Here is a 22,850-nt window from a genome sequence, read left to right on the forward strand (position 1 = left end):
GCCTTTACGGGCTGTTGATTCCCCACTTAGAATTTTTGTTTTACTCTACTTCTTGAAGTGGGGGGTCTTACAGCCCGTTAATCTGCGAGAAAACAATATATATGAGTAATAGAGTAAATTTATTCCTTATTTCTATATGTTATCACTGAAAACTCACTCTCACAATGAACGGAAATTGTCGTAATTTGCGTTTTGTTTCTATACTTGCATTTGCTAACTAAGAAAAATTTTTCCTTCCTATCTTTTACAAGAAAATTGGATTTTTTCGACAAAAACTCTTTTATAAAACCGAATAAAATCCGACAAAAAAACTTCAATCTTTGTTCACATAAACAATTCAAATCGAAATTTGTCACTATAAATGATAAAATATTGGCAGAACAAAAATTGAGGTGACTTATTTGGAATATTTAATGATTGGCTTGCTCGCCTTTGCTGTCATTCTGCTAATATGTTCAGTCTTTATGAAGGATCCGTATAAGATTATTCGTGAAGAGATAGATCAGCTATCCATGCAGCAAATTCAAGATATGTATATCATTAAGAAAAAATTAAAGGTTCTTGAGGAAGAACTGCTTGTTAACGATATTGAATTTCAACCGGTTTCTACTATACGTCCTCCTTTGCTATCAAATGAGAAGAAGGAAATCCATGATATTATCAAGAATCAGGTGTGGTCCTTAGTTCAGCAGGGGCTAACAGTAGATCAAATTGCAAGGCAATCATCCTTAACACCAGGTGAAGTTGAATCAATCCTAGCAGAAAAGATCGGAAGAGGATAAGACATGAACAAAAGGAATACACGTGCCTTTGCATTTGGAATACTCGTTGCTGTTTGTATTATTGGCTCATTTTATTTTTCGGCTTTGAAAAAAGAGAAACCGGAAGAATTAACGATTGAAAATGCGAAGACCTTATTAGCTGATCATGGATATATTATTTTAACAAAAGATAGGTTTCAGGCAATTGAAAATGCAAATAAAGAAGAAGGTAAGGAGACCGAATCACCAAAACAGCCTTCTTCACCTTCAGAATCCACTGAATCAGTTACGGCTTACACGTTAGAAATAATAGGTGGAATGGTTTCACATGACATTGCTGCAATGCTCGAAAAAGAAAAGATTATTGATGATGCGGCTCAGTTTGAAACATACCTTGAGGAGAATGGCTATAGTAAGAGAATACAGCTTGGATCGTTTGAAGTAAAAGCTGGTATGAGCTATAAACAAATAGCAAAAATAATAACAAAAAGCTAAAGAGGCTGAGAACCAGCTTCTTTAGCTTTTTTGTCATTCTATTAATTTAAGTCATACTGCCTTCCTTTAACAAGGTATAAAATACTTTCAGCAATATTAGTGATATGGTCTGCGGATCTTTCGAGAAATCTGCAAATAAAGGAAAGCTGCAAAATTTGCGGCAAAAATTCCGGCTTTTGCATATTAATTTGCATTAAATCCCTGATTGTTTGCCCATATAAATCATCAACCTTATCATCCATCTCTGCTAACTGTTTTGCTTTTACAATGTCTTCATCATTGAAAGCCTCTAAAGATAATTTCAACATCTCTAAAGTAATTTTGTGCATTTCTTTAATATGAACAATAGGCTTTACTAACGGCTCCGAGCCAATTCTAATCGTAGACTTTGCAATATTTACTGCGAAATCAGCAATTCTTTCAATATTTGTTGCAATTTTTATAGCGACAATAATGCGGCGGAGATCAATGGCTACTGGCTGCTGTCTCGCAATTAATAATATCGCAAAATCATTTATATCTTCATACATAAGATTCGCATTAGCATCATTATCAATGATTTCAAGAGCCATCTCAAGATCCTGGCTTTCTAGAGCGATAATGGATTTGGTCAGCGCGTCTTCGGCAAAGTTGCCAATTTCTAATAATTTTCCTTGTAATTCTTTTAGATCAACATCAAATTTTTCACGAACTGACATAACTTGTTATCTCCCCTTACATTCAATTAGCCGAATCTTCCTGTAATATAATCCTCTGTTCGTTTATCTGAAGGTGTTGAGAATATTTTATTTGTTTCCGCGAACTCAATTACTTCACCGTTTAGGAAGAAAGCCGTTTTATCAGAAATACGTGCTGCCTGCTGCATATTATGAGTAACGATTATGATACTGAATTCCTTCTTTAATTCCTGTACTAATTCTTCTACCTTCAATGTAGAGATCGGATCAAGTGCTGACGTTGGTTCATCCATTAATATAACATCAGGCTCAATGGCTAAACAGCGAGCAATGCAAAGACGCTGTTGCTGACCCCCTGAAAGCCCGTAAGCATTTTGATGTAATCGGTCTTTTACTTCATCCCATATGGCCGCACCTTTTAAACTTTTCTCGACAATTTGATCGAGGATTTTTTTGTCACGAATGCCATGAATTTTCGGTCCATAGGCTACGTTCTCATAAATGGATTTAGGAAAAGGGTTCGGTTTTTGAAACACCATTCCAACCTTCGTACGTAATTCTTCTACCCCATAAGACTTATCAAAAATATTTCTGCCCCTGTACGAAATTATACCTGATGTTTTTACAATTGGCACTAGTTCAATCATTCGGTTCAACGTTTTAATATACGTAGATTTTCCACATCCAGATGGACCAATAATGGCTGTCACTTCATTTTCATATATATCTAAATTAATATTTTTCAACGCATGGTTTTCTCCGTACCATAAATTAAGCTGATCGGTTTTATAGACTATATTTTTTGATGTTATATCCGTAACAGTATCTTTGCCTTGAACAAGACGCATTTTTTGCTTTTCTAATGTTGCATTCATATTGAGTTCCCCCTTCATCCACTTCCATTAATATCGTTTTGAGAATTTATTCCGAATTAATACAGCAATTGAATTCATGATTATTAACATCACGAGCAGGACAATAATTCCTGCAGCAGCTAACGATTGAAATTCAGCCTGTGGTCTGCCCGTCCAGTTATAAATTTGCATTGGCAAAACAGTGAACATATCGAAAACAGACTTTGGCAGGAATGCAAGGAACAATGGCAATCCAAGTACAACAAGTGGAGCCGTTTCCCCTATTGCTCTAGACAATGCAAGAATCCCGCCTGTTAATATTCCGGGAACAGCTGCCGGCAAGACTACATGAACAATCGTTTGCCACTTTGTCGCACCCATCCCAAAAGAAGCTTCTCTTAATTCTTTTGGAACAGATCTTATCGCTTCCTGGGATGCTACAATTATGATAGGAAGAACTAACAAGCTCATCGTTAATCCAGCAGCTAGAACACTCGTTCCGAGTGCAAGTGCACGAACAAATACAGTAAGCCCCAATAAGCCAAAAACAATCGATGGGACGCCAGCAAGGTTTGAGATGTTGATTTGAATAAAACGTGTAAAGCGATTTTTCTTCGCATATTCTTCTAAATAAATGGCTGTTCCAACACCTAACAATAATGATACAGGCGCTACAACACCCATAAGCCACACTGTACCAATCAATGCTGTTTTAACACCCGCCAGTTCAGGCTTTCGTGATGGAAGACTTTGCAAAAACTGAAAATCAAGATAAGCGATTCCTTGAGTGAGTATCCGATATAATAATATTCCTAAAACAAGTAAGCCAAACATCGTTGCCATCAAAAATAAAGTTTTAAAGAGAATATTTGTTAATAATCTTGCTTTCATATGTTTAATAACTGTTGAATGTTCAATGATTTTCATTAGTATTCCTCCCTAAAACGACGAGAGATAAATTGGGCAAATAAGTTCATCAATAATGTAAACAGGAATAGTGTAAATCCTACAGCATAAATACTGTAATAAATTGTCGTTCCATATCCTGCATCACCTTGGCTAACTTGAACGATATAGGCAGTCATCGTTTGGATCGAACTTGTTACATCCCAATTCATATTTGGAGTGGATCCGCCTGCAACGGCTACGATCATTGTTTCTCCAATGGCCCGCGAAACTGCGAGGACAATCGAAGCAATAATCCCTGAAATAGCTGCTGGCAGCACAACTTTTAAGGATACTTCCAGTTTTGTTGAACCTAATGCGAGTGCTCCCTCACGCATTGAATTAGGTACAGAAGACATCGCATCTTCAGATAGAGATGCAATCATCGGAGTGATCATGATCCCGATTACAATACCTGGGCTTAATGCATTAAATATTTCAAGGGAAGGAATCATCTCTCTTAAGATTGGTGTAACGAACGTTAAGGCAAAAAAACCATAAACAATCGTTGGAATTCCTGCTAATACTTCTAATATCGGTTTAATGATTCTGCGAGTTTTGTCTGATGCATACTCACTCAAAAAAATCGCTGTTGCTAATCCAATAGGGACAGCTACAATTGCAGCAATAATGGTTACCTTTAACGTGCCTATAACGAGTGGCAGTACGCCAAATGACCCCTGCGTTGGCGAGAATGGATACCATTTTTTCGCAGTAATGTATTCTATAATGGAAACTTTACTAAAGAAAGTGAATGTTTCAAATATCAATGTAAACACGATTCCAAGAGTTGTTAATACAGAAACTACAGCTGTTAATAACAAAACAAACGGCACTACCTTTTCAACTGAAGAGCTGGCACTTTTCTTTTGTTTTTTTGCTTGAATCATTTCCTGTACAGAAAATGATGAATTTTGTATTGCCAAAGTGAAAACCCCTTCCATCCACAACAAGATGAGAAGCACAATAATCGCGCTTCCCATCATAAAGTTTTATTGATTACTTAAGACCTTCTACAGTTTCTAAAGCCTTTGTATATTCTTCATCCTTTAATTTTACATAACCTACATCTTCAGATAGCACTGCAGCATTTTCAAGTGTAAATTTTACAAATTCATAAACTTCTTCTTTTTTCACTGATTCGTTCTTAACATAAGTGAAAAGCGGACGTGATAATGGAGCATATTCTCCACTTTCAACTGTTTCGTTTGTTGGTTCTACAGGACCGTTCCCGCCATCAATAGGGACTACTTTCAATGCATCTTTGTTTTCAGCATAATAAGCATATCCGAAATAGCCAATTGCATTCTTATCGCCTTTAACCCCTTGTACAAGAACATTGTCATCTTCAGAAAGTGTTGCTTTTTCCACAATTGGTGCCTCTTCTAGAATCACTTCATCAAAGTAATCGAATGTACCAGAATCAGTACCTGGTGAATAAAATTTAATTTCTTCTTCAGGCCATCCTTCACGGATATCAGACCATTTTTTTACTGTTCCATCTTCTAACCACATTTTCTTTAATTCATCTACTGTTAAATGATCAACCCAAGTGTTGTCTTTGTTCACAACAACTGATAGACCATCATTTGCTAATTTTAATTCTGTATAAGCGATTCCTTTTTCTTCAAGCTGAGCTTTTTCTTCATCTTTAATTGGGCGAGATGCATTACTGAAATCTGTAGTTCCAGCAATAAATGCTTTAAATCCGCCACCTGTACCAGAGGAAGCAACAGAAACTTTTACTCCAGGTTGTTCCATTCCAAACTCTTCAACGACAGCTTCCATGATTGGAAATACTGTAGATGATCCGTCAATATTAATTTCACCTTGAAGTTGCTTATTTTCTTCACCAGCTTGTTCTGTCTTATTTCCTTCAGTTCCAGCTTGAGAACCGTTAGTTGTTCCCTCATCTGCTGTACCACAAGCTGCTGTGAATGCCAGCACTGCCCCAATCATTACTGATAGTGATAAGTACTTAAAGCTTTTCATTTCTTTATTCCCCCTAAGTGTTTTGTATCATTATGTCCTACATGTATTAGAATAATGTATGACTGTAAATACGGTTTTAACGGATTGTAAAGGTTATGTAAATCGATATAAATGATGTGTAAATTTGTCGAGAAATGAGGACAGAAAAAAAGCCTGCCACGACTATGGTGACAGGCTCTATCTAATCCCTTATTCAGTTTCTTCGACTTCTGTTTCTTCACTATTTTCTATATCTTGAGCGTCATTCTCGACAATATTCCCCATTTGCCTCTGTTTCTTTAATTCGAAATAGGTGTCCATGACTCTTTGACCGATGATTAAATTGGCAGAGTGACCTCGGCCTCCTTGGTATGCCCATGGAACGATAACAGCCATGGCAACTTCAGGATTATCTTCAGGTGCATATCCAACAAGACTTAAGTTTATTACTTCCGGTGGTTCTTTACCAAACTTTTTACGTTCAGGTCCGTCATAGAAGGCTTCTGCTGTACCAGTCTTCCCTGCTGGATTATAGCTTTTCTGGCCGAAATAGCCGTATGCAGTTCCGCCTTGCTCTTGATAAACCTTCTTGAATCCTAGCTGGACACGGTCAAACCATTCTGGTTCAGCATCTACATAATTAAGTACTTTAGGCTGAATTTCTTGGACAATTGGCCCTAACTCATTGTTTTCCAGTAGAGGCTCACGAATCTCCTTGACAATATGGGGTTCCATGCGATTTCCTCCATTTGCAATGGTAGAGACATATTGTGCTAATTGCATATTAGAGTACGTATCAAACTGACCGATCGAAAAATCGAGTAAAAGTCCAGATGTTTTTCCGTAAATACCTTTAAAACCTAGCGTCTCGTTTGGGAGATCAATCCCTGTACGTACTCCTAAACCAAATTGCGCAAAAGAATCCCGAAACGTTGCAAAGCCTTTATCTAATTCTAACGGAAGTGGTCCATTAGGAATGTAGTTCCCTTTACCGATTCGGATTGCGGTATAAAACATATAAACGTTGGAAGAATATTTGAGTGCATTTATATCATTCATCGTTCCAAGGTTTTTCCATGATTTCTTTGGAGGCGTTCTACTAATTAGTATGGGAGCATCATAAAAAGATGTATTAGGCCTAATAACACCTGTTTGATATCCTGTAAGGATCGTTGCCCCCTTAATAGTTGAACCAACGTTATAACTTGATGCTATATTTCCTAGTGCATCATCCTGCATCTCGCTCTTGCCCGTTTTCTCATCCTTAACAATTCTCTTTCCGGCCATTGTCATTATTTCACCCGTATGTGGATCCATCAAGACAACATAAGCTCTGTCAAGCAAAGCAGTTCCGGGCTTTGCTTTCGCAGCCTGCAATTCTTCTTCGATGATCTTTTCGATCGCAACTTGAAGATCCATATCAATGCTAAGGACGAGATCCATTCCTCTTTTACCCTCTGTAATTGGGATTGTCTCAAGAACATTCCCTGCCTTATCAGTGACATTTTTCACCTTAGCCTTTTGACCGTGCAGCACATCTTCATATTGCATTTCAATATAACTCTTTCCTACACGATCATTACGGCTATAATCTCTTGCTAAATAATAGTCAAGCTGCTCAGCTGGCAAACCTTCATCAGAATCCGTTATTTTTCCAAGGACCGACCTCAAGGTTGAACCAAAGGCATAAGCTCTTTCCCAATCCGTCGTCGTATCTACGCCTGGGAGAAGCTGAAGATTTTCACTGACAACAGCAAACTCCTCTGGTGTTACATCTTTATTCTTAACAATTTGTGGTGTTAATGCATACCCGCTTGTAAAATCCCTATAGATCGCAAGAATCTCTAAATCCTTATCAGTGAGTTCGTTTAACTCTTCATCCGTAACACGATCTACCGTCAGACGATAAATCTCCTTATCAAGTTCCTTGCCTTCAAATTTTTCTTTTAATTTATCAATTTCCTTTTCCGGTACTTTTTTATCAGCTCGGTCTTTATTTTTGAGAATCCAATAGTCCTTTTTATCTCTAACCTGCACTTTATCCGTATTTTTTTCGATAAGTTTAGCAAGTCTCTCTGCCACATCTAGCATCTCCGCTTGCTTTGCCCCGCGATTTGTATACGTAATGGCATTTTGCGGTGTATTATCTACAATAACCTTGCCTGTCCGATCAAACATCTTCCCCCTGGGTACTGGGTTATTAACCGTAACGTCCTCTGTCCGCTCAATTTCCCGCCTATAATCATCACCATACACAATTTGCACAAAGCCTAGTCGAAGGACTAGAACAGAAAATAATAAAAACACAATAAAAAATAAAATGTTCAGCCTGACGGGAACATGAGATTTTTTCTTCCTTTTCTTTTTATTCAATTTATATAGACACTTCCTTTTGTAACAAACTTTCTATTTCACTAATCCCATTCTATAAGAAATCAGTAAATTTTTCTAGGAAGAACATACGGAAAGCTGATGCAATATTTGTTAATAGGAAAAAGGGAAGAGCATGCTCTTCCCTTATGCAGATTGAAGCTGTATTTTTCTGATGAAGAAAAATATAATAGAGTGACCAGCACCAAGAAATAGCAGAAGGATTGGAATGCTTTTTTCCTCATTGAAAAAGGTGACTGCTCCCAGAAAGCACAGGATTGAGAATATCCTGCCCAAATTCACGAAAATTTCCCTTACAACAATATATTCGATTCTCATTTCAGCAGCCTTCCATCCTTTTCCAATCACATCATACGTCATTGAAATATATGGAACGAGCAGAAGAGGATAGGCTATTGCAATGGTGGCTGCATAGATGAGAAGTTTGGAGTAGCTGATATCAAAGATAATCAGGAATATCGCCAAATACAATATTATACCGCCTACTAAGATAGCCCTTTTACGGTACTGTTTTTTTAGGAGCCTTGAAACAAAATAGTACGCAATAAATGAAACTCCTGAGTTGACAAGTCCATATGCCCCTAAGGCAAGTTCACTGCCTGTTGATATAAAGACAAAAACCGATATGACAAATGCAAATGTACCTTCACGCAGCCCTTGAAAGAAGTGAGCGTTCGTGATTAGCTGCCAATTCTTATTATTTTTTCGTTCTGCTAATATTCTTCTAAAATAATACCTTCCTTTTGCCGGCCTTCTTTTTATAAAAAAGCTTAAAAACACGGCCAATGAAAAAAGAGCTAAAGATGTACCGAAGATGATTGTATATCCCGTAAATTTTTCTAACTTAGAAATAATTAAGCCTGCAGCTATTGGACCAATCATTCCTCCAACAGAAGACAAAATCCCAAGAAAGCCGTTAAAAAAATCACGATTTTCCGGTTCGGTAATTTCAAAAGTTAAAACATTAAATGCAAGCCAATAAAAACCATATCCAATACCAAGCAATGCACCGAGAAGCAGCAAAAACTTTGATGCTTGTGTTCCTATTATTAAAACCGTTAAATAAAAGGCAGCTAAAAAAATAACGCCAATCCGGAGAACAATTACGCGATCAACTTTCTTTGCCCACCTGCCTGCCAAAATAAACGTTAACGGCTGAATGACAACAACGGTAAGATTATACAAACCTAAATCCTTAAAATCACCTGACTGCTTCCAAAGATAAATATTCACAAACGTATTAGACAGAGCTACACTTAAAGAATATAGGCCCCCGATAATAAGCAGCAACCCCAAATCCTTCGTTAAATCAACTTCACCGATCAACTTTTTAACCTTACTCATAAAAAAACTCCCCTTTGTGTCTAAAGGGTAGTTTCTAACTAAGCAGTTCCTCTTATACCAACTTAATAAAAAACACGGCAAGGATATCCCTGCCGTGTAATTAAATGTGTATTATTTTGCTGCAGTAAAGCGTTTTGAAACCTCATCCCAGTTTACAACATTCCAGAATGCACCGATGTAATCCGGACGACGGTTTTGATAATTTAAATAGTAAGCATGCTCCCAAACATCTAAACCAAGAATAGGAGTTTTGCCTTCCATTAATGGAGAATCTTGATTTGGTGTGCTTGTTACTTCAAGCTCGCCATTATTTACTGAAAGCCATGCCCAGCCAGAACCAAAACGTGTAGTAGCAGCTTTAGCAAATTCTTCTTTAAAGCTATCGAAGCTTCCAAATTTACCGTTAATAGCGTCAGCTAATTCTCCTGTTGGCTCACCGCCGCCATTTGGAGAAATTACTTGCCAGAATAAAGAGTGGTTTGCATGTCCGCCGCCGTTATTACGTACTGCAGTACGTGCAGCTTCTGGAACAGCATCTAAGTTTGCAATCACTTCTTCAACTGATTTAGAAAGAAGCTCTTCATTTCCTTCTAAAGCGTTATTTAGGTTTGTTACATATGTGTTATGGTGCTTAGTGTGGTGAATATTCATCGTTTCTTTGTCGATATTCGGTTCTAAAGCATCATAAGCATAAGGTAATTGTGGTAATTCAAATGCCATTATTAATTCCTCCTATGTACATATAATTTTCCACTCAAACAATTCTAGATTTCTTGCAATTCTGAAATTAGAATCATTCTTTATGGTTACACTTTAAGATTACCAAAGTTAGATAATCGTTTCAATTAAAATGCTTCTCCACTCATATACATTTCCCAATAAAATTTATAATATTCCTAAAAGAATAGGTTATATGACCATTATGAAATAAATAACCATTACCGCTTGTATAATCCCCTTTGTCACAACACTGCTTATAAAGCCTATAACAGAGCCAAAGCCTATCTTAACAGCTTCCTTCCATTCTTTCTTGTTAACGGCTAGCTCAGCAAGGATAGCCCCTAAAAAAGGGCCGATTATGATACCGAACACTGGAATAACAAATGGGCCAACGATAATTCCGATTGTACTGCCCCAAATCCCAGCTTTCGAGCCCCCATATTTTTTTACCCCAATCATATTGGCTAAATAATCTGCTCCAAATAATAAAATGACAAAAAGACCTTGAATCACCCAAAAAAGCCAGTTAAACGGTTCAAAAGAAAATAAAAAACCATATAAGAAAAACCCTCCTAAGATAAAAAGAACGCTTGGAATAATCGGGTAAACGAGGCCAATAAAGGCGATGACGAATATAAAAATAATTAAGGTCCAATTCAGATACTCCATATAAGGCAAAGCACCTCCGAATAATAAAAGGTAAGGAGTGTTCTCCCTACCCTATATTATAGACTAATCATCTTCCCCTAAAATAGCTTCAGCGATATTTACAGCATGGTCGCCAATTCTCTCAAGATTACTTATAATTTCAACATACACGATTCCAGCTTGAGCAGAGCATAATCCCTCATTTAAGCGAAGAATATGCTGTCTGTGAAGCTTTCTTACTATATTATCAATCTCTTCTTCTTTTTGTACAGCATGAATGGCTACTTCCTTATCATTATGATCTAAAGCATCTATTGACTCGGAAACTGTTGAAATGGTTAACATAAACATTTCATTTAAGTCAGACATCGCTGAATCTGACAATAAGATTTTATTTGCTTGCTGGTAATCAATTAACTCGATAATATTTTCGTAATGATCACCGATACCCTTAATATCTCTTACTGTATCCATTAGCATTATGTGCTCTTTAGATTCATGATCAGACAGTGAGCTTGTTGCCAGTTCTACTAAATAATCAGTTATTTTTCGATCTAGTTTATTAATTGCTTCCTCAATCCGCATCGCTTTAGCGGAATGCTTTTGATTCTTTGTTTTTATGTATTCATGGGTTTCTTCTAAACCTTTTATAGAAAAATGGCCCATTCGCAAAACTTCTTCTTTTGCTTGTCCAAGTGCAATCGATGGTGACTGCTCAATAAAAACCGGATCAAGATGGTTGGCTTTATATTCAATGACTGAATCTGCTGAAGATTTCTTTAGCCCGCCCCTCATAAATATTATTACAAATAAAAATATCACTAACCCGCCTAATAATTCAAAAAGTGTCTGCGGAATATTCAGTTCCACTTTCCCCAACCCCAGATCGTAAAATTCGACAATTCTCAACAAACTCCATACAATTATTAATTGAATATTTTTAGATGTAAAGGAAACTCAAACTAAATTTACAATACCTTAACAAATCAGCTTAATATTACAATTGTATTACGGTTTTCGGAAAATTAATTATATATTTAAAGCTTGTACAGATGATTTTAGCAAGTTAAAATTATATGATGAACTTTTCTAAGGGTGGTCTAAATGAATATTTTCAAACAATTATTTAAAAGTCTTTATTCTCCAAGGGACATTTCCATGTTTCGATTTCAGGGGATTGGAAAAACGATCCTGTATGTTTTTTTTCTTGCCCTAATTTCTATCCTTCCATCCGTTTACTTTTTAAGTTCCGGACTGGTAAATGGAGTCAGTGAAGTAGAAAAAAGCCTTGGTTCTGAACTGCCTCCATTTCATATTGAAAATGGAGAGCTTCATTCTGATACAAAAGCCCCTGTTATTCTCAACAAAGAGAACATTACGATTATTTTCGATTCGACCGGCACGGTAGACACGGATGAATTAAACAATAGCAAAAATACGATTGCCATTCTAAAAAATGATGCGTATTTTATCGCTGGAGGGCAGGTTCAATCATTGCCGTACTCCATGTTTAATGATATTTCGATTACAAATAATGATTTGCTTGAGATTCTGGCTACTGTTAACTCCTCACTTGCGATCATTATTCCGTTATTAGGAGTGATTATTCTTATTTTTGCAAGCGGGGCGAAATTTATCGAGGTTTCTTTCCTTGCCTTACTTGGTTTGCTCTTGAAAAAAATGCTTAATAGAAATATTCAATATCGTCATACTTGGCGACTAGCCGCCTATAGTGTCACACTGCCAACTATCTTTTTTACAATTATGGATAGTCTTCAGACGGAGGTACCAAATGGAGCTCTGCTTAATTGGCTTGTTGCGTATATCATTCTGTTCCTAACTATTAAAGAAATCCCCCTGCCAAAAGCAAAAAAATAAAACGTGCAATAAGCGCGTTTTATTTTTTTTCCTTTTTTATTAGCGAACACCTTGTGAATATCGAAATTCTGCATTTAGCTCGGCTAGTGATTGAGAGAGTTCCTTCAGTTTTTCGCCTGATTCATGGTTCTTCTTCATTTTGATCATTTGTTTTTGAGATGCTTCAACAACCTGCTCTGCGCTTGCAAAGGTTTCCTGTGAGACTGAGACAAAGTTTTCAGTTACAGATTCCATCTTAGGAAGAGTATCATTCAGTCCAACTAATTCACCCTGTGCATGACGAATCATTTCACTTACTGCGGCAATTTCGAGCATTAACAAATCAAAGGATTTTCTGCTGACCGATGCCGTTTCAAGATGTGATTGAAAATGAACAAGCATTTCTTCGAATTCATTCGAAGCCTTCAGAGAGATTAGCTCCATTTTTTCAATGGTATGCTTTATTTCCTCTGTGGCTTGCGAAGATTGCTCTGCTAAATTCCTTACTTCATTAGCAACTACCGCAAAGCCGCTGCCCGCTTCTCCTGCCCGCGCTGCTTCTATGGCGGCATTTAATGCCAAAAGCTTAGTTTGTCCCGCCATCTGCTGGATAAACGTAACAATTTCAGCTATTGATGCTGAATGTTCCTTCACCTCCTGAACGGTAGCGGAAACGGTTTTGAATTCATCGCTCAAGTGATTAAACGCTTGAATAAGATTCTCGACACTCAATTCTCCATCATGAGCTGATTCATTCATGGATTGTGTTTTATTCATGATTTCCTTCATTTGTTCAAAAATATTATTAATAGCATCTCTCATACTTTGAAACATTTGGATACTATTATCTGAACTGCTGGCCGTTTGTTCAGCACCCAATTTCACAATTTGAATCGCCCTCATCAACTGCTCGTTTTCCACCATTACCTCACCAGATATTTGTTGCAGATCTCCGCCTGTTTCTGATAAATCCCTAGTAGTGGCCGTTATTTTATATAAAAGCGAGCTCATTTGTTTAATCATCGCATCGAAGCTTTTAATAAGAGAGGTAATTTCCGGTGTTGTTGTGTTTGCCTTCACTCGAACATCTAAATTTCCATTCCGTGCTTCCTTCATAACCTCTCTCAGCCTTGATAATGGACTTGTTAAATTTCTTACTAATAAAATAACAATAACTGAGGTAATAGAAAGACTTATGATGACTGCAATTATTATGTATTTGGCCATTTCATTCACTTCTTTTAAATATTGACTTTGCGGGATAGCAATGACATAAATTCCTTTTAGCTCCTGAACGGACTGAAATGAAATAGTGTAATCGTCTCCGTCAATATTTTGATGAATGAGTCCATTTTGTTTTTTCATTATTTTATCAATGGTTGATTGGGAAAATTTGATCTTCGTATTTTTACTAATTTGGAATGGAGTGGCTCCTTTTTCATTAACTAAGAAAAAGCTCCCGCTTAGCCCATCTTGTGCAAGCCCAGCATCCTGGCTTTTTATCACCTGATTCATTTTTTTATTAAACTTGTCTTCATTGCCTACATAGATAAGCATGAGATTTTGAGATAAATCATAAATCGATTTTACTTCTTTAATCAATCTCTGTTCAATTAAATTTACTGCCGTATCCTTTGATTTTCCGTAAGAGATATATGCTATAGATGAAACGGTCAATAGGAGCAAACCTAAGATGAGAACAAGCAGTCTTGTTTGCAGAGTAATTTTTGCTAATAATGTTCGTGTTGCAGCTTGAATCTTCCCCACTAACAAATAATTTCCCCCTTCCAAAATCAATTTCATTATGGCAGAGAAGTATTAAGAAATTGTAAAGAGTTAGTAATATTTCCATTAATTTTTCCAACTAAAGTTCTATTTTTTTTGTACAAGCATACATATTTGGTAAACAGCTTATTTATTCCGGAGGTTTTCCTATATGAAACGTCTTGCCCTTTTTCTACTATCAGTCCTTGTTATTTATGTTATATATTTTGACCTAACTAAGGGAACCCTTCCTATTCCTACTGTCGATGAACCAGTTATTGAAGCTATGGCGGAGAATGAAACTTTATTGCCCTATTTTGAAAAAAAAGTTTCATCAGGTGATACAGTTTTATCGCTTGTAGAAAAAAACATAAATGCTCCGCTTTCTGTTTCTATTTCCAAAGTCATTTCTGATTTTAAAATTTTAAATAATGGCTTAAGTCCGGAAAAAATTAAATCCGGTTACATTTATAAGTTTCCTGATTATCGTAACTAAACATCAATTTCACCTCGGTGAAATTGCGCCCAGATTTTTATCGATCTCCGCTCGATAAATTTCCACTAAAAAATCTGAGGCATCCGCCGGAGGCTTTAACTTCATTCAGTCGGGAATTTGACTCCAGCTTAAATTGGATACCTTTTGGCAGTCATTTCCTACATAACAAGTAGCTGACTTCTGCTGAATGAAGTTAAAAATTTACCACTGCTGGATAAACCATCATTCTTGTCAATATCAATGAAACACTGATACAATAGCAATGGATTAGAAAAAAAGTATTATTGAGAACTGTTAATAGAAGGAGCGAATCTCCATTGAGTGAAATCATACATCGTACAAAAACACGTCCAGTTAAGGTTGGACCATTAACGATTGGCGGCAGTAACGAGCTGTTTATCCAAAGCATGACAACAACTAAAACGCATGATGTCGAGGCTACTGTAGCTGAAATTAAACGTTTAGAGGAAGCTGGCTGTCAGATCGTACGTGTAGCTTGTCCGGATGAAAGGGCTGCAAACGCCATTGCAGATATTAAAAAGCAAATAAACATTCCGCTCGTTGTTGATATTCATTTTGACTATAAGCTTGCTCTGAAGGCCATTGAAGGCGGAGCTGATAAAATAAGAATCAATCCTGGAAATATCGGAAAGCGTGAGAAAGTAGAGGCGGTTGTAAAAGCCGCAAAAGAAAAAGGGATCCCAATCCGAATCGGAGTAAATGCTGGCTCATTAGAGAAAAGAATTCTTGAAAAATATGGTTATCCAACTGCAGATGGAATGGTTGAAAGCGCACTTCACCATATTAAAATTCTTGAGGATCTGGATTTCCATGATATTATCGTTTCAATGAAGGCATCTGATGTTAATTTAGCTATAGAAGCATATGAAAAAGCCGCAAAGGCATTTGATTATCCACTGCATCTTGGAATTACAGAATCCGGTACTCTTTTTGCGGGTACTGTGAAAAGTGCAGCTGGTCTCGGTGTTATTCTCAATAAAGGAATTGGAAACACACTCCGTATTTCTTTAAGTGCAGACCCTGTTGAAGAAGTCAAGGTAGCTCGTGAATTATTAAAGGTATTTGGATTATCTTCTAATGCTGCAACATTAATTTCCTGCCCTACATGCGGCAGAATTGAAATTGATTTAATCAGCATTGCGAACGAGGTTGAGGAATATATCCAGAAAATCAAAGCACCAATAAAAGTAGCAGTCCTTGGCTGTGCGGTAAACGGGCCAGGTGAAGCACGTGAGGCAGATATCGGTATTGCCGGCGCTAGAGGAGAAGGACTTCTATTCCGTAAAGGGGAAATTGTTCGGAAAGTCCCTGAAGAAACGATGGTCGAAGAATTAAAAATTGAAATCGATAAAATTGCAGCTGAATACTTTGCTAAACAAGAAGAAGAAAAAAAGAATGCTGAAACAGTAAAGCAAGACTAAGAAGAGGGTGACTAAGTCACCCTCTTCTTTCATTTAAATTTGATTATGTTAAAAAAATGGAAGGATAAACATCCCTACAATAATGGATACTACCCCAATGCCAATTGCCCAGCTCCCTAAGCTTAAAGCTCCCCGGCGCCGCGCGATGAACCCAAGTACAATACCCGTTGCTCCAAATAAGACTGGGAATACGAACAAAGAGATAATGGAAAGAACTAATGCAGCAATCCCCATTCCTCTTCCCGCTGTTTCCGCTTCATTATCTCTCTCATTTATTGTATTTGTTCTACCCCTGTCAAATGAAATAGGTGCAGCAATCTCAGCAGAGGTTTCTTCATTATAATCCGCAGCTCCATATTGGTTCTTTTCGCCAATGTTCTCGCTATGACGAAGATCATAATCCTCGTAATCACGTTCTTGATCTGCCATCCAAATCCCTCGCTTTCAAATATGGAAACATTCGTTTCCCCATGTTGCAGCCTGACTTTCTAAGGAAACAAAGATTTATTTGAGGCATTTCGGAGCAAAGCTTTTGAAATGGGCTCAAAGTTCTTACGATTCCCGTAAAAGTATTTTTTTTTGGAGCATTAATATTGTTTACGAAAATCCCCATTTTAAAGATGTTAATGTTTTACTATGTCCCATGTTTTTACTAAATTTCTTTAGTCTAATACACACTTCTGATAAGATATAGAAGAACTTGTTTTTAAGGGGAGTATTAAGAATGAAAAAGCGTTTTGGTATTGATATTGATGGGACAGTTTCATGTCCTTCTTCAATGATCCCATTTTTAAATAAAGCCTTTAATTTAAACATTACTTTAAATGATGTTAAACAATACGATCTTACCCATTTAGTAGAAATTACAGAGGAAGAATTTGCACATTGGTTTGCTGAAAGTGAGCCGGCTATATATGCTGAATCACCGCTTGCTGTGGGGGCTAAAGAGATTTTGAATAAATGGGAAAAGGAGCATGAATTATTTTTCATTAGTGCTCGGGGTTCGCACTTACTGAAGCTTACTGAGGAATGGTTTTTAAAGCATGCGTTATCCTTTCATCACATTGAGTTAATTGGAACCCATTACAAAGTAAAGGCAGCTAAAGATTTCAAAGTCGATATCTTTTTTGAAGATAAGCATGATAATGCTGTGATGATACACGAAGAATGCCAAATTCCTGTTATTTTATTTGATACTCCGTATAACCAGGATCCAATACCTTCTGGAGTAATTCGCGTAAAAAACTGGATGGAAGCAAACGAATGGGTAGATAAATGGTTAAAAGAAGGCTAAATAAAAACGGTGTTAAGCCGTTTTTATTTAGCCCTCAGCTGACACATTCTGGGCAGCGGCCATATATTTCAAATTTATGTCCGGAAATATCATAGCCCTTTAAATTGTCCTGCAGCTCTTGCATCGGACACGTGTCAATTTCTTTAGTTTTCCCGCAATCCATACATATAAAATGATGGTGATGATGTTCATGCGCGCAAGTATAGCGAAAATGCTTCTCCCCAGAAAGTTCCGTCATTTCAAAAATGCCAAGCTCGACAAATAAAGATAAATTTCTATAAATGGTATCAAAGCTTAAGCCAGGATAATCATCCTTCATCCATGTCAAAACATCACGTGCAGTTAAATATTTATTACTTTTTGCAAAAAACTGCAGCATTTCTTCTCTTTTTCCTGTATGTTTATAGCCCTTTTCCTTTAATAGCTGTAATGCTTCATTGATATCCACTTCATTCACCTCATTAAAATGAACTCTATGTCAGATTTGCTATATGTTAGTTGTGAATTTTTTGAACAAGATCGTCATGATCAAAATAAAGACCGCGATTATAACGATTGTTCCGCCTGGGGCTAGATCTAAGTAATAGGAGAGTGTCAGCCCGCCTAGTACGGAAGTTTCGCCAAATATTACTGAAAAAAAGATCGTTTGTTTAAAGCCTTTTGCAATGCGAATACTGGCTGCGACCGGTAAGGTCATTAAAGAAGAAACTAACAGAATCCCCACAATTCGCATCGATGCAGCAATCACGAGTGCAACCATGATGATAAATATAAAATGCACCCATTTTGCAGCTATCCCTGAAGCCTTTGCATGTTCTTCATCAAAGGAAAGCAGGAATAATTCTTTATACAGAAGGAAGATCATTGATATGACGAGAATACTGATAATTAATATCGTCCATAAATCAACACGGCTTACTGCACTGACACTTCCAAATAAATAACTAAATAAATCTGTATTAAAGCCATCTGCAAGAGAAATAAAAATAACGCCTATCCCAATCCCACCGGATAATATAATAGGAATAGCCAGCTCTTGATAATGCTTATAAACAGATCTTAGCTTTTCAATAAATAAAGACCCTGTCACAGAAAAAGCCATTCCCATATAGATGGGATTCAATCCGCTTAATCCCGTCACTTTCTTTTCGAAATAGAGACTTGCTGCTATTCCGGCAAGGGTAACATGGCTTAATGCATCGGCAATAAGTGACAGCCTTCGGACAACAATAAATACACCTAATAATGGTGCAATAATTCCAATAATAATTCCCGTTAAAAAGGCATTTTGCAAAAATTCATATTGTAGTATCCCCGCTAGCATTGCCCTGCTCCTCCATGCTGGTGATGATGGTGATCATGATTATGTGTCAGGATATGAATGTCATGACCATAAAAATCAGACATCTCCTCCATTTTCAACTGCTCAAACTCATTAGTTTCCCCATGAAAATGTAAATGCTTATTTAAACAAGCAACATGAGTAACCTTGTCAGATATGGCGCCAATATCATGTGTGACTAAAAGAAGTGTAATTCCTAATTCTTTATTTAGGCTATCAAGCATCTCGTAAAAGGATTGCACATTTTGTGCATCAACTCCCACTGTAGGCTCATCTAAAATCATTAGTTTCGGATCACTTACTAAAGCTCTTGCTATGAATACACGCTGCTGCTGTCCTCCTGAAAGCTCCCCAATATTACGTTTTTGAAAAGGGAGAAGCCCTACTGAGTCGATAGCTTTTATAACCTTTTGCCTGTGCTCATTTTTCATAAACTTAAAAAGACCAAGCTTTTTTGTTAATCCACTAGCTACCACCTCATAGACGGTTGCTGGAAAACCAGTGTTAAATGAGTTTGCCTTTTGAGAAACAAAGCCAATTTTGTGCCAATCCTTAAATTTGCTTATCTCCTGACCAAAGAGCTGAATTTCACCTTTTTGCGTTTTAAGCAGCCCTAGAATTAGCTTTAATAAAGTGGATTTCCCCGAACCATTTGGACCAACAATTCCAAGAAAGGCCCCTTCTTTTATGGATAAATTTATATCTTCCAGTACGTTTTCTTTTTCATAACGATAAGATAATTGATTGATATTTATTATAGGCTTATCATGTGCCTTCATTTACTATCACCTTTTTAAATTAAGAATCATTCCGATTTAACAAAAGTTAGTATACAGGAAGAAAAAATATTTGTAAAGAAACAAGGCACTTACCTTTAATTAGATTATTGCTGTCACATATTGCCTATCTCCTTCATAAAGTACTACGGAGGAGTGATGAGAGATGAAGATCTTTGAAAATATCATCAATCATAAAATAAGCAATATTACTGCCGATGAATTATTAAAATATGGAGACCAATTCCAAATCTCAATTACAAAGCAGCAAGCGAGTAAAATCGCAGCTTATCTGCGTGGAAAAAGCATTAATATTTTTAATGATGCCGAGCGTTCTAAATTAATTAAGGATATCGCAAGACTTGCTGGTCCAGAAACGGCTAGACAAGTTAACCAATTGTTTATTCAGCTTACAAAATAACCTAAGATTTATTTTTCCATTATAAAAAGCTGCGAATGATTTCACAGCTTTTTTTAATTTATTAATCAGTTATCCCTGCATAATGATGTCCTGAAGATTATCGTTAAATTCTTGGGCTTTCAGCATAGCAATTTCATATTTATAAGGGGCTTTTTTATTATTTTTGTCCTCTCCCACGAAAGGCGTCTCAAGAATTTTTGGAATGTCTTTCAACTGTGGATGATGGACGATATAATTTAACGCTTTGAAGCCGATATGGCCAAAGCCTATATTCTCATGACGATCCTTACGCATTCCGCGCTCATTTTTACTATCGTTAATATGCAATACCTTTAAACGGTCCAGCCCAATAATACGATCAAATTGTTCTAAAACCCCATCAAAGTCTTCAACAATATTATAGCCGGCATCATGTATATGACAAGTATCAAAACAGACTGAAAGATGATCATTGTAATGAACCCCGTCTATAATCATTGCTAATTCTTCAAATGATTTTCCACATTCGGAACCTTTGCCTGCCATCGTTTCAAGAGCGATTTGAACCTTTTCGTCTCCATTTAATACTTCGTTTAGCCCTTCAACAATTTTTTTAATTCCAGCCTCTGTCCCCGCACCAACGTGAGCGCCTGGGTGCAATACAATTTGTTTTGCCCCGATTGCCTCTGTACGATCAATTTCTGTTCTTAAAAAATTAACTCCTAACTCAAAAGTATTCGGGTTTTCGGTATTTCCAATATTAATAATATAAGGTGCATGGACAATAATATCAGATATACCATTTGCCTCCATATGCTTAAGGCCTGCTTCAATATTCAAATCCTCGATTTTTTTTCTTCTCGTATTTTGAGGGGCTCCTGTATAAATCATAAACGTATTTGATCCATAGGATACCGCTTCCTTGCTGGCAGCTAGGAGCATGTCCTTTCCACTCATCGATACGTGTGAACCTATTTTCAACATAATGGCTTCCTCTCTCCCTTTGTTATCTATTTTTTACGCTGTAATCTTTTTTGGCGTTTTTTGAAGCTTTCTATTTCAGATTGCATTTTCTTTTTATATCCTGGCTTTACCTTTTTAGGCTTTTGAACAATAGACTGTGCTTGTTTATCGATTTCGTCTGCCTGCTTCTTGCGGCTTTTGCGCTTATTTCTCTTGCCTAAATCTGCCCATTCCCCTTTTTGAAGATCAACGTGTCGGAAATCGATCCCCATTTTATCAAGACGATTTAGTGCATCCTCATCGGATGTATCATAAATGGTAAGTGCAATACCAGAATTGCCTGCACGGGCTGTTCTCCCAACACGGTGAATATAAAAATCTAAATCAGAAGGCAATTCATAGTTAATAACATGACTGATGCCTTGAATATCGATCCCTCTAGCAGCTAAATCAGTGGCAACAATATATTGGAATTCCAAATCTTTAATTTGTTTCATCATTTTTTTACGCTCACGAGGATTAAGATCCCCGTGAATACGTCCCACTTTTAATCCTTTTTTAATTAAGGAATCAGCCACTTCATCTGCCATTTTCTTCGTATTTGTAAAAACGATAGCTAAATAGGGGTTGAATACCATTAATGCATCATGAACAAGCTTATCTTTATTGCGATGGCGGGATGGCATAATCCAATGCTCTATTTTGGCTGCTGTTACTTGTTCAGGTTCGATTTGAATGTATTTTGGATTTTCCATATACTTTTTTAAAAATGGCTTTAATTTTTCTGGAATGGTCGCGGAAAAAATCAACATCTGCAGCTTTTCAGGCATTCTTGCTGCGATTTGATCCACATCCTCGATAAAACCCATATCAAGCATAAGATCCGCTTCGTCTACTACAAGCATATTGGCTGTATGGACAAATAAGGCTTGTTCCTTAATCAAATCGTTAATTCTTCCAGGAGTTCCGACAACAATATGTGGCTGAGTTCGTAATTTTTCAATCGATCTCTGCTTATCAGTTCCACCGACATAACAGCGGGCTGATATGTCTTGTCCCTCTTGGCAATGCTTTGTTACCTTTAGAATTTCATGATAGATTTGGGTAGCCAGCTCTCTTGTAGGTGCAGTTATGACTGCTTGTACCTCCTGATTTTCAGACTTTACCTTTTGTAATATTGGTAAAATATAGGCATGCGTTTTTCCGGTCCCAGTTTGTGATTGGCCGATTGCACTTTCACCTTTTAACACAGTCGGAAATAATCTTTCTTGGATTTCAGTTGGCTCATAAAAGCCTAAATCCTTCACCGCTTCCAAAATAAATGTCTTAAAATCATATCGTTCAAACTTATTATCCATCATTTTTATAGCTCCTCATTTGTCGATTCATGTAATCATCCTGTTATTATAATAAAATTTGCATGAAATAACCACATATACCTTCTTCAAACATCATTTTAACTTTATATTTACCTATTTATGAAAAAAAGTCCAAAAACCATTTTGTAAATTACGCATAGTTTAATACTAAAAGAGATTAGTTAGGAGGTCATGTTATGATTCAAGGACCAGGGGCGCCTTTTCGCGGGGGATTTTCTCCGCAGCCTTACAGGAATCAAATGCCTTCCCGCCCGCCAATGGGACCCTTCCCCCCCATGGCTGGAGGAGGGTTTAGGGGACCAGGTGGACCACCGCAAATGAGTCGGGGCGG

The 22,850-nt window shown here is 37.0% G+C and carries 23 protein-coding genes and 1 pseudogene; 7 read left to right on the forward strand and 17 right to left on the reverse strand.

Features of this window, described 5'->3' with window-relative positions; translation table 11 throughout:
• Positions 1 to 401 precede the first annotated feature (401 nt).
• Together V7122_RS19865 and V7122_RS19870 are read left to right on the forward strand one after the other, a co-directional pair.
• Positions 402 to 782: a hypothetical protein gene (locus tag V7122_RS19865; RefSeq protein ID WP_335345341.1), complete on the forward strand. Its 381-nt coding sequence runs from the start codon at positions 402 to 404 to the stop codon at positions 780 to 782.
• A gap of 3 nt (positions 783 to 785) precedes the next feature.
• The gene (locus V7122_RS19870) at positions 786 to 1,256 is read left to right on the forward strand and encodes a hypothetical protein (protein ID WP_335528550.1); all 471 of its coding nucleotides are present in this window, start codon (positions 786 to 788) and stop codon (positions 1,254 to 1,256) included.
• 41 nt (positions 1,257 to 1,297) lie between these two features.
• Here the strand turns inward: V7122_RS19870 and phoU are convergent, their stop codons facing one another.
• The 10 genes and pseudogenes from phoU to V7122_RS19920 all read right to left on the reverse strand — a co-directional run.
• The gene (gene phoU, locus V7122_RS19875; RefSeq protein ID WP_335345343.1) at positions 1,298 to 1,954 is read right to left on the reverse strand and encodes a phosphate signaling complex protein PhoU; all 657 of its coding nucleotides are present in this window, start codon (positions 1,952 to 1,954) and stop codon (positions 1,298 to 1,300) included.
• A gap of 26 nt (positions 1,955 to 1,980) precedes the next feature.
• Complete coding sequence (pstB, locus tag V7122_RS19880; RefSeq protein WP_335528571.1) at positions 1,981 to 2,781, reverse strand: phosphate ABC transporter ATP-binding protein PstB; 801 nt, start codon at positions 2,779 to 2,781, stop codon at positions 1,981 to 1,983.
• 54 nt (positions 2,782 to 2,835) lie between these two features.
• On the reverse strand, positions 2,836 to 3,714 hold the full coding sequence (gene pstA / locus V7122_RS19885; protein WP_335345344.1) for a phosphate ABC transporter permease PstA: 879 nt from the start codon (positions 3,712 to 3,714) through the stop codon (positions 2,836 to 2,838).
• Positions 3,714 to 4,622 (reverse strand): phosphate ABC transporter permease subunit PstC, encoded by a 909-nt coding sequence (pstC, locus tag V7122_RS19890; RefSeq protein WP_438824012.1) that lies wholly within the window; start codon positions 4,620 to 4,622, stop codon positions 3,714 to 3,716. The genes pstA and pstC overlap by 1 nt, the downstream gene beginning before the upstream one ends.
• A 109-nt stretch (positions 4,623 to 4,731) precedes the next feature.
• Positions 4,732 to 5,724, reverse strand: coding sequence for a PstS family phosphate ABC transporter substrate-binding protein (locus V7122_RS19895; protein WP_335345345.1), 993 nt, complete (start codon positions 5,722 to 5,724; stop codon positions 4,732 to 4,734).
• A gap of 189 nt (positions 5,725 to 5,913) precedes the next feature.
• The gene (locus V7122_RS19900) at positions 5,914 to 8,076 is read right to left on the reverse strand and encodes a peptidoglycan D,D-transpeptidase FtsI family protein (protein ID WP_335528553.1); all 2,163 of its coding nucleotides are present in this window, start codon (positions 8,074 to 8,076) and stop codon (positions 5,914 to 5,916) included.
• Positions 8,077 to 8,220: 144 nt separating this feature from the next.
• Positions 8,221 to 9,438, reverse strand: a complete 1,218-nt coding sequence (locus V7122_RS19905; RefSeq protein ID WP_335528556.1) for an MFS transporter — start codon at positions 9,436 to 9,438, stop codon at positions 8,221 to 8,223.
• 111 nt (positions 9,439 to 9,549) lie between these two features.
• Positions 9,550 to 10,158, reverse strand: coding sequence for a superoxide dismutase (locus tag V7122_RS19910; RefSeq protein WP_335528558.1), 609 nt, complete (start codon positions 10,156 to 10,158; stop codon positions 9,550 to 9,552).
• Positions 10,159 to 10,347: 189 nt separating this feature from the next.
• Positions 10,348 to 10,827, reverse strand: coding sequence for a DUF456 domain-containing protein (locus tag V7122_RS19915; RefSeq protein ID WP_335528560.1), 480 nt, complete (start codon positions 10,825 to 10,827; stop codon positions 10,348 to 10,350).
• A 63-nt stretch (positions 10,828 to 10,890) separates the two neighbouring features.
• Positions 10,891 to 11,571, reverse strand: a pseudogene (locus V7122_RS19920) (Na/Pi cotransporter family protein); the annotation flags it as partial.
• Positions 11,572 to 11,910: 339 nt separating this feature from the next.
• On the opposite strand from V7122_RS19920, the gene V7122_RS19925 reads away from it, so the two are divergent.
• Entirely contained in the window at positions 11,911 to 12,684 is a 774-nt protein-coding gene (locus V7122_RS19925) for a DUF1189 domain-containing protein (protein WP_335528563.1), read from the forward strand.
• A gap of 39 nt (positions 12,685 to 12,723) precedes the next feature.
• On the opposite strand, the gene V7122_RS19930 is transcribed toward V7122_RS19925, so the two are convergent.
• Positions 12,724 to 14,430, reverse strand: coding sequence for a methyl-accepting chemotaxis protein (locus tag V7122_RS19930; RefSeq protein ID WP_335345356.1), 1,707 nt, complete (start codon positions 14,428 to 14,430; stop codon positions 12,724 to 12,726).
• A 169-nt stretch (positions 14,431 to 14,599) separates the two neighbouring features.
• Here V7122_RS19930 and V7122_RS19935 point away from each other — a divergent pair, with 169 nt between their 5' ends.
• Together V7122_RS19935 and ispG are read left to right on the forward strand one after the other, a co-directional pair.
• Positions 14,600 to 14,923 (forward strand): hypothetical protein, encoded by a 324-nt coding sequence (locus V7122_RS19935; protein WP_335345351.1) that lies wholly within the window; start codon positions 14,600 to 14,602, stop codon positions 14,921 to 14,923.
• A gap of 317 nt (positions 14,924 to 15,240) precedes the next feature.
• Positions 15,241 to 16,365 carry a flavodoxin-dependent (E)-4-hydroxy-3-methylbut-2-enyl-diphosphate synthase gene (gene ispG / locus V7122_RS19940; RefSeq protein ID WP_335528565.1) on the forward strand — a complete coding sequence of 375 codons (1,125 nt, stop codon included), beginning with the start codon at positions 15,241 to 15,243 and terminating at the stop codon, positions 16,363 to 16,365.
• Between the two features lie 48 nt (positions 16,366 to 16,413).
• Here the strand turns inward: ispG and V7122_RS19945 are convergent, their stop codons facing one another.
• Positions 16,414 to 16,794 carry a DUF4190 domain-containing protein gene (locus V7122_RS19945; RefSeq protein ID WP_335345353.1) on the reverse strand — a complete coding sequence of 127 codons (381 nt, stop codon included), beginning with the start codon at positions 16,792 to 16,794 and terminating at the stop codon, positions 16,414 to 16,416.
• A 295-nt stretch (positions 16,795 to 17,089) separates the two neighbouring features.
• Here V7122_RS19945 and V7122_RS19950 point away from each other — a divergent pair, with 295 nt between their 5' ends.
• Entirely contained in the window at positions 17,090 to 17,659 is a 570-nt protein-coding gene (locus V7122_RS19950; RefSeq protein ID WP_335348199.1) for a hypothetical protein, read from the forward strand.
• A 34-nt stretch (positions 17,660 to 17,693) separates the two neighbouring features.
• Here V7122_RS19950 and V7122_RS19955 read toward each other — a convergent pair whose 3' ends face one another.
• The 3 genes from V7122_RS19955 to V7122_RS19965 are packed head-to-tail and all read right to left on the reverse strand — an operon-like array spanning position 17,694 to position 19,780.
• Complete coding sequence (locus V7122_RS19955) at positions 17,694 to 18,107, reverse strand: Fur family transcriptional regulator (protein WP_335348193.1); 414 nt, start codon at positions 18,105 to 18,107, stop codon at positions 17,694 to 17,696.
• Positions 18,108 to 18,146: 39 nt separating this feature from the next.
• Positions 18,147 to 18,983 (reverse strand): metal ABC transporter permease, encoded by an 837-nt coding sequence (locus V7122_RS19960; RefSeq protein ID WP_335348194.1) that lies wholly within the window; start codon positions 18,981 to 18,983, stop codon positions 18,147 to 18,149.
• Positions 18,977 to 19,780 carry a metal ABC transporter ATP-binding protein gene (locus tag V7122_RS19965; protein WP_335348195.1) on the reverse strand — a complete coding sequence of 268 codons (804 nt, stop codon included), beginning with the start codon at positions 19,778 to 19,780 and terminating at the stop codon, positions 18,977 to 18,979. Before V7122_RS19965 ends, V7122_RS19960 begins: the two co-directional genes overlap by 7 nt.
• 163 nt (positions 19,781 to 19,943) lie before the next feature.
• On the opposite strand from V7122_RS19965, the gene V7122_RS19970 reads away from it, so the two are divergent.
• Positions 19,944 to 20,198 carry a DUF2624 domain-containing protein gene (locus tag V7122_RS19970; protein WP_335355630.1) on the forward strand — a complete coding sequence of 85 codons (255 nt, stop codon included), beginning with the start codon at positions 19,944 to 19,946 and terminating at the stop codon, positions 20,196 to 20,198.
• Positions 20,199 to 20,267: 69 nt separating this feature from the next.
• Here V7122_RS19970 and V7122_RS19975 read toward each other — a convergent pair whose 3' ends face one another.
• Both V7122_RS19975 and V7122_RS19980 read right to left on the reverse strand, forming a co-directional pair.
• The gene (locus tag V7122_RS19975; RefSeq protein WP_335348197.1) at positions 20,268 to 21,161 is read right to left on the reverse strand and encodes a deoxyribonuclease IV; all 894 of its coding nucleotides are present in this window, start codon (positions 21,159 to 21,161) and stop codon (positions 20,268 to 20,270) included.
• Between the two features lie 26 nt (positions 21,162 to 21,187).
• Entirely contained in the window at positions 21,188 to 22,501 is a 1,314-nt protein-coding gene (locus V7122_RS19980; protein WP_335348198.1) for a DEAD/DEAH box helicase, read from the reverse strand.
• Positions 22,502 to 22,850: the final 349 nt, after the last annotated feature.

It is taken from the genome of Bacillus sp. JJ1532 (assembly GCF_036965085.1).
Taxonomy (GTDB): Bacteria; Bacillota; Bacilli; order Bacillales; family Cytobacillaceae; genus Cytobacillus.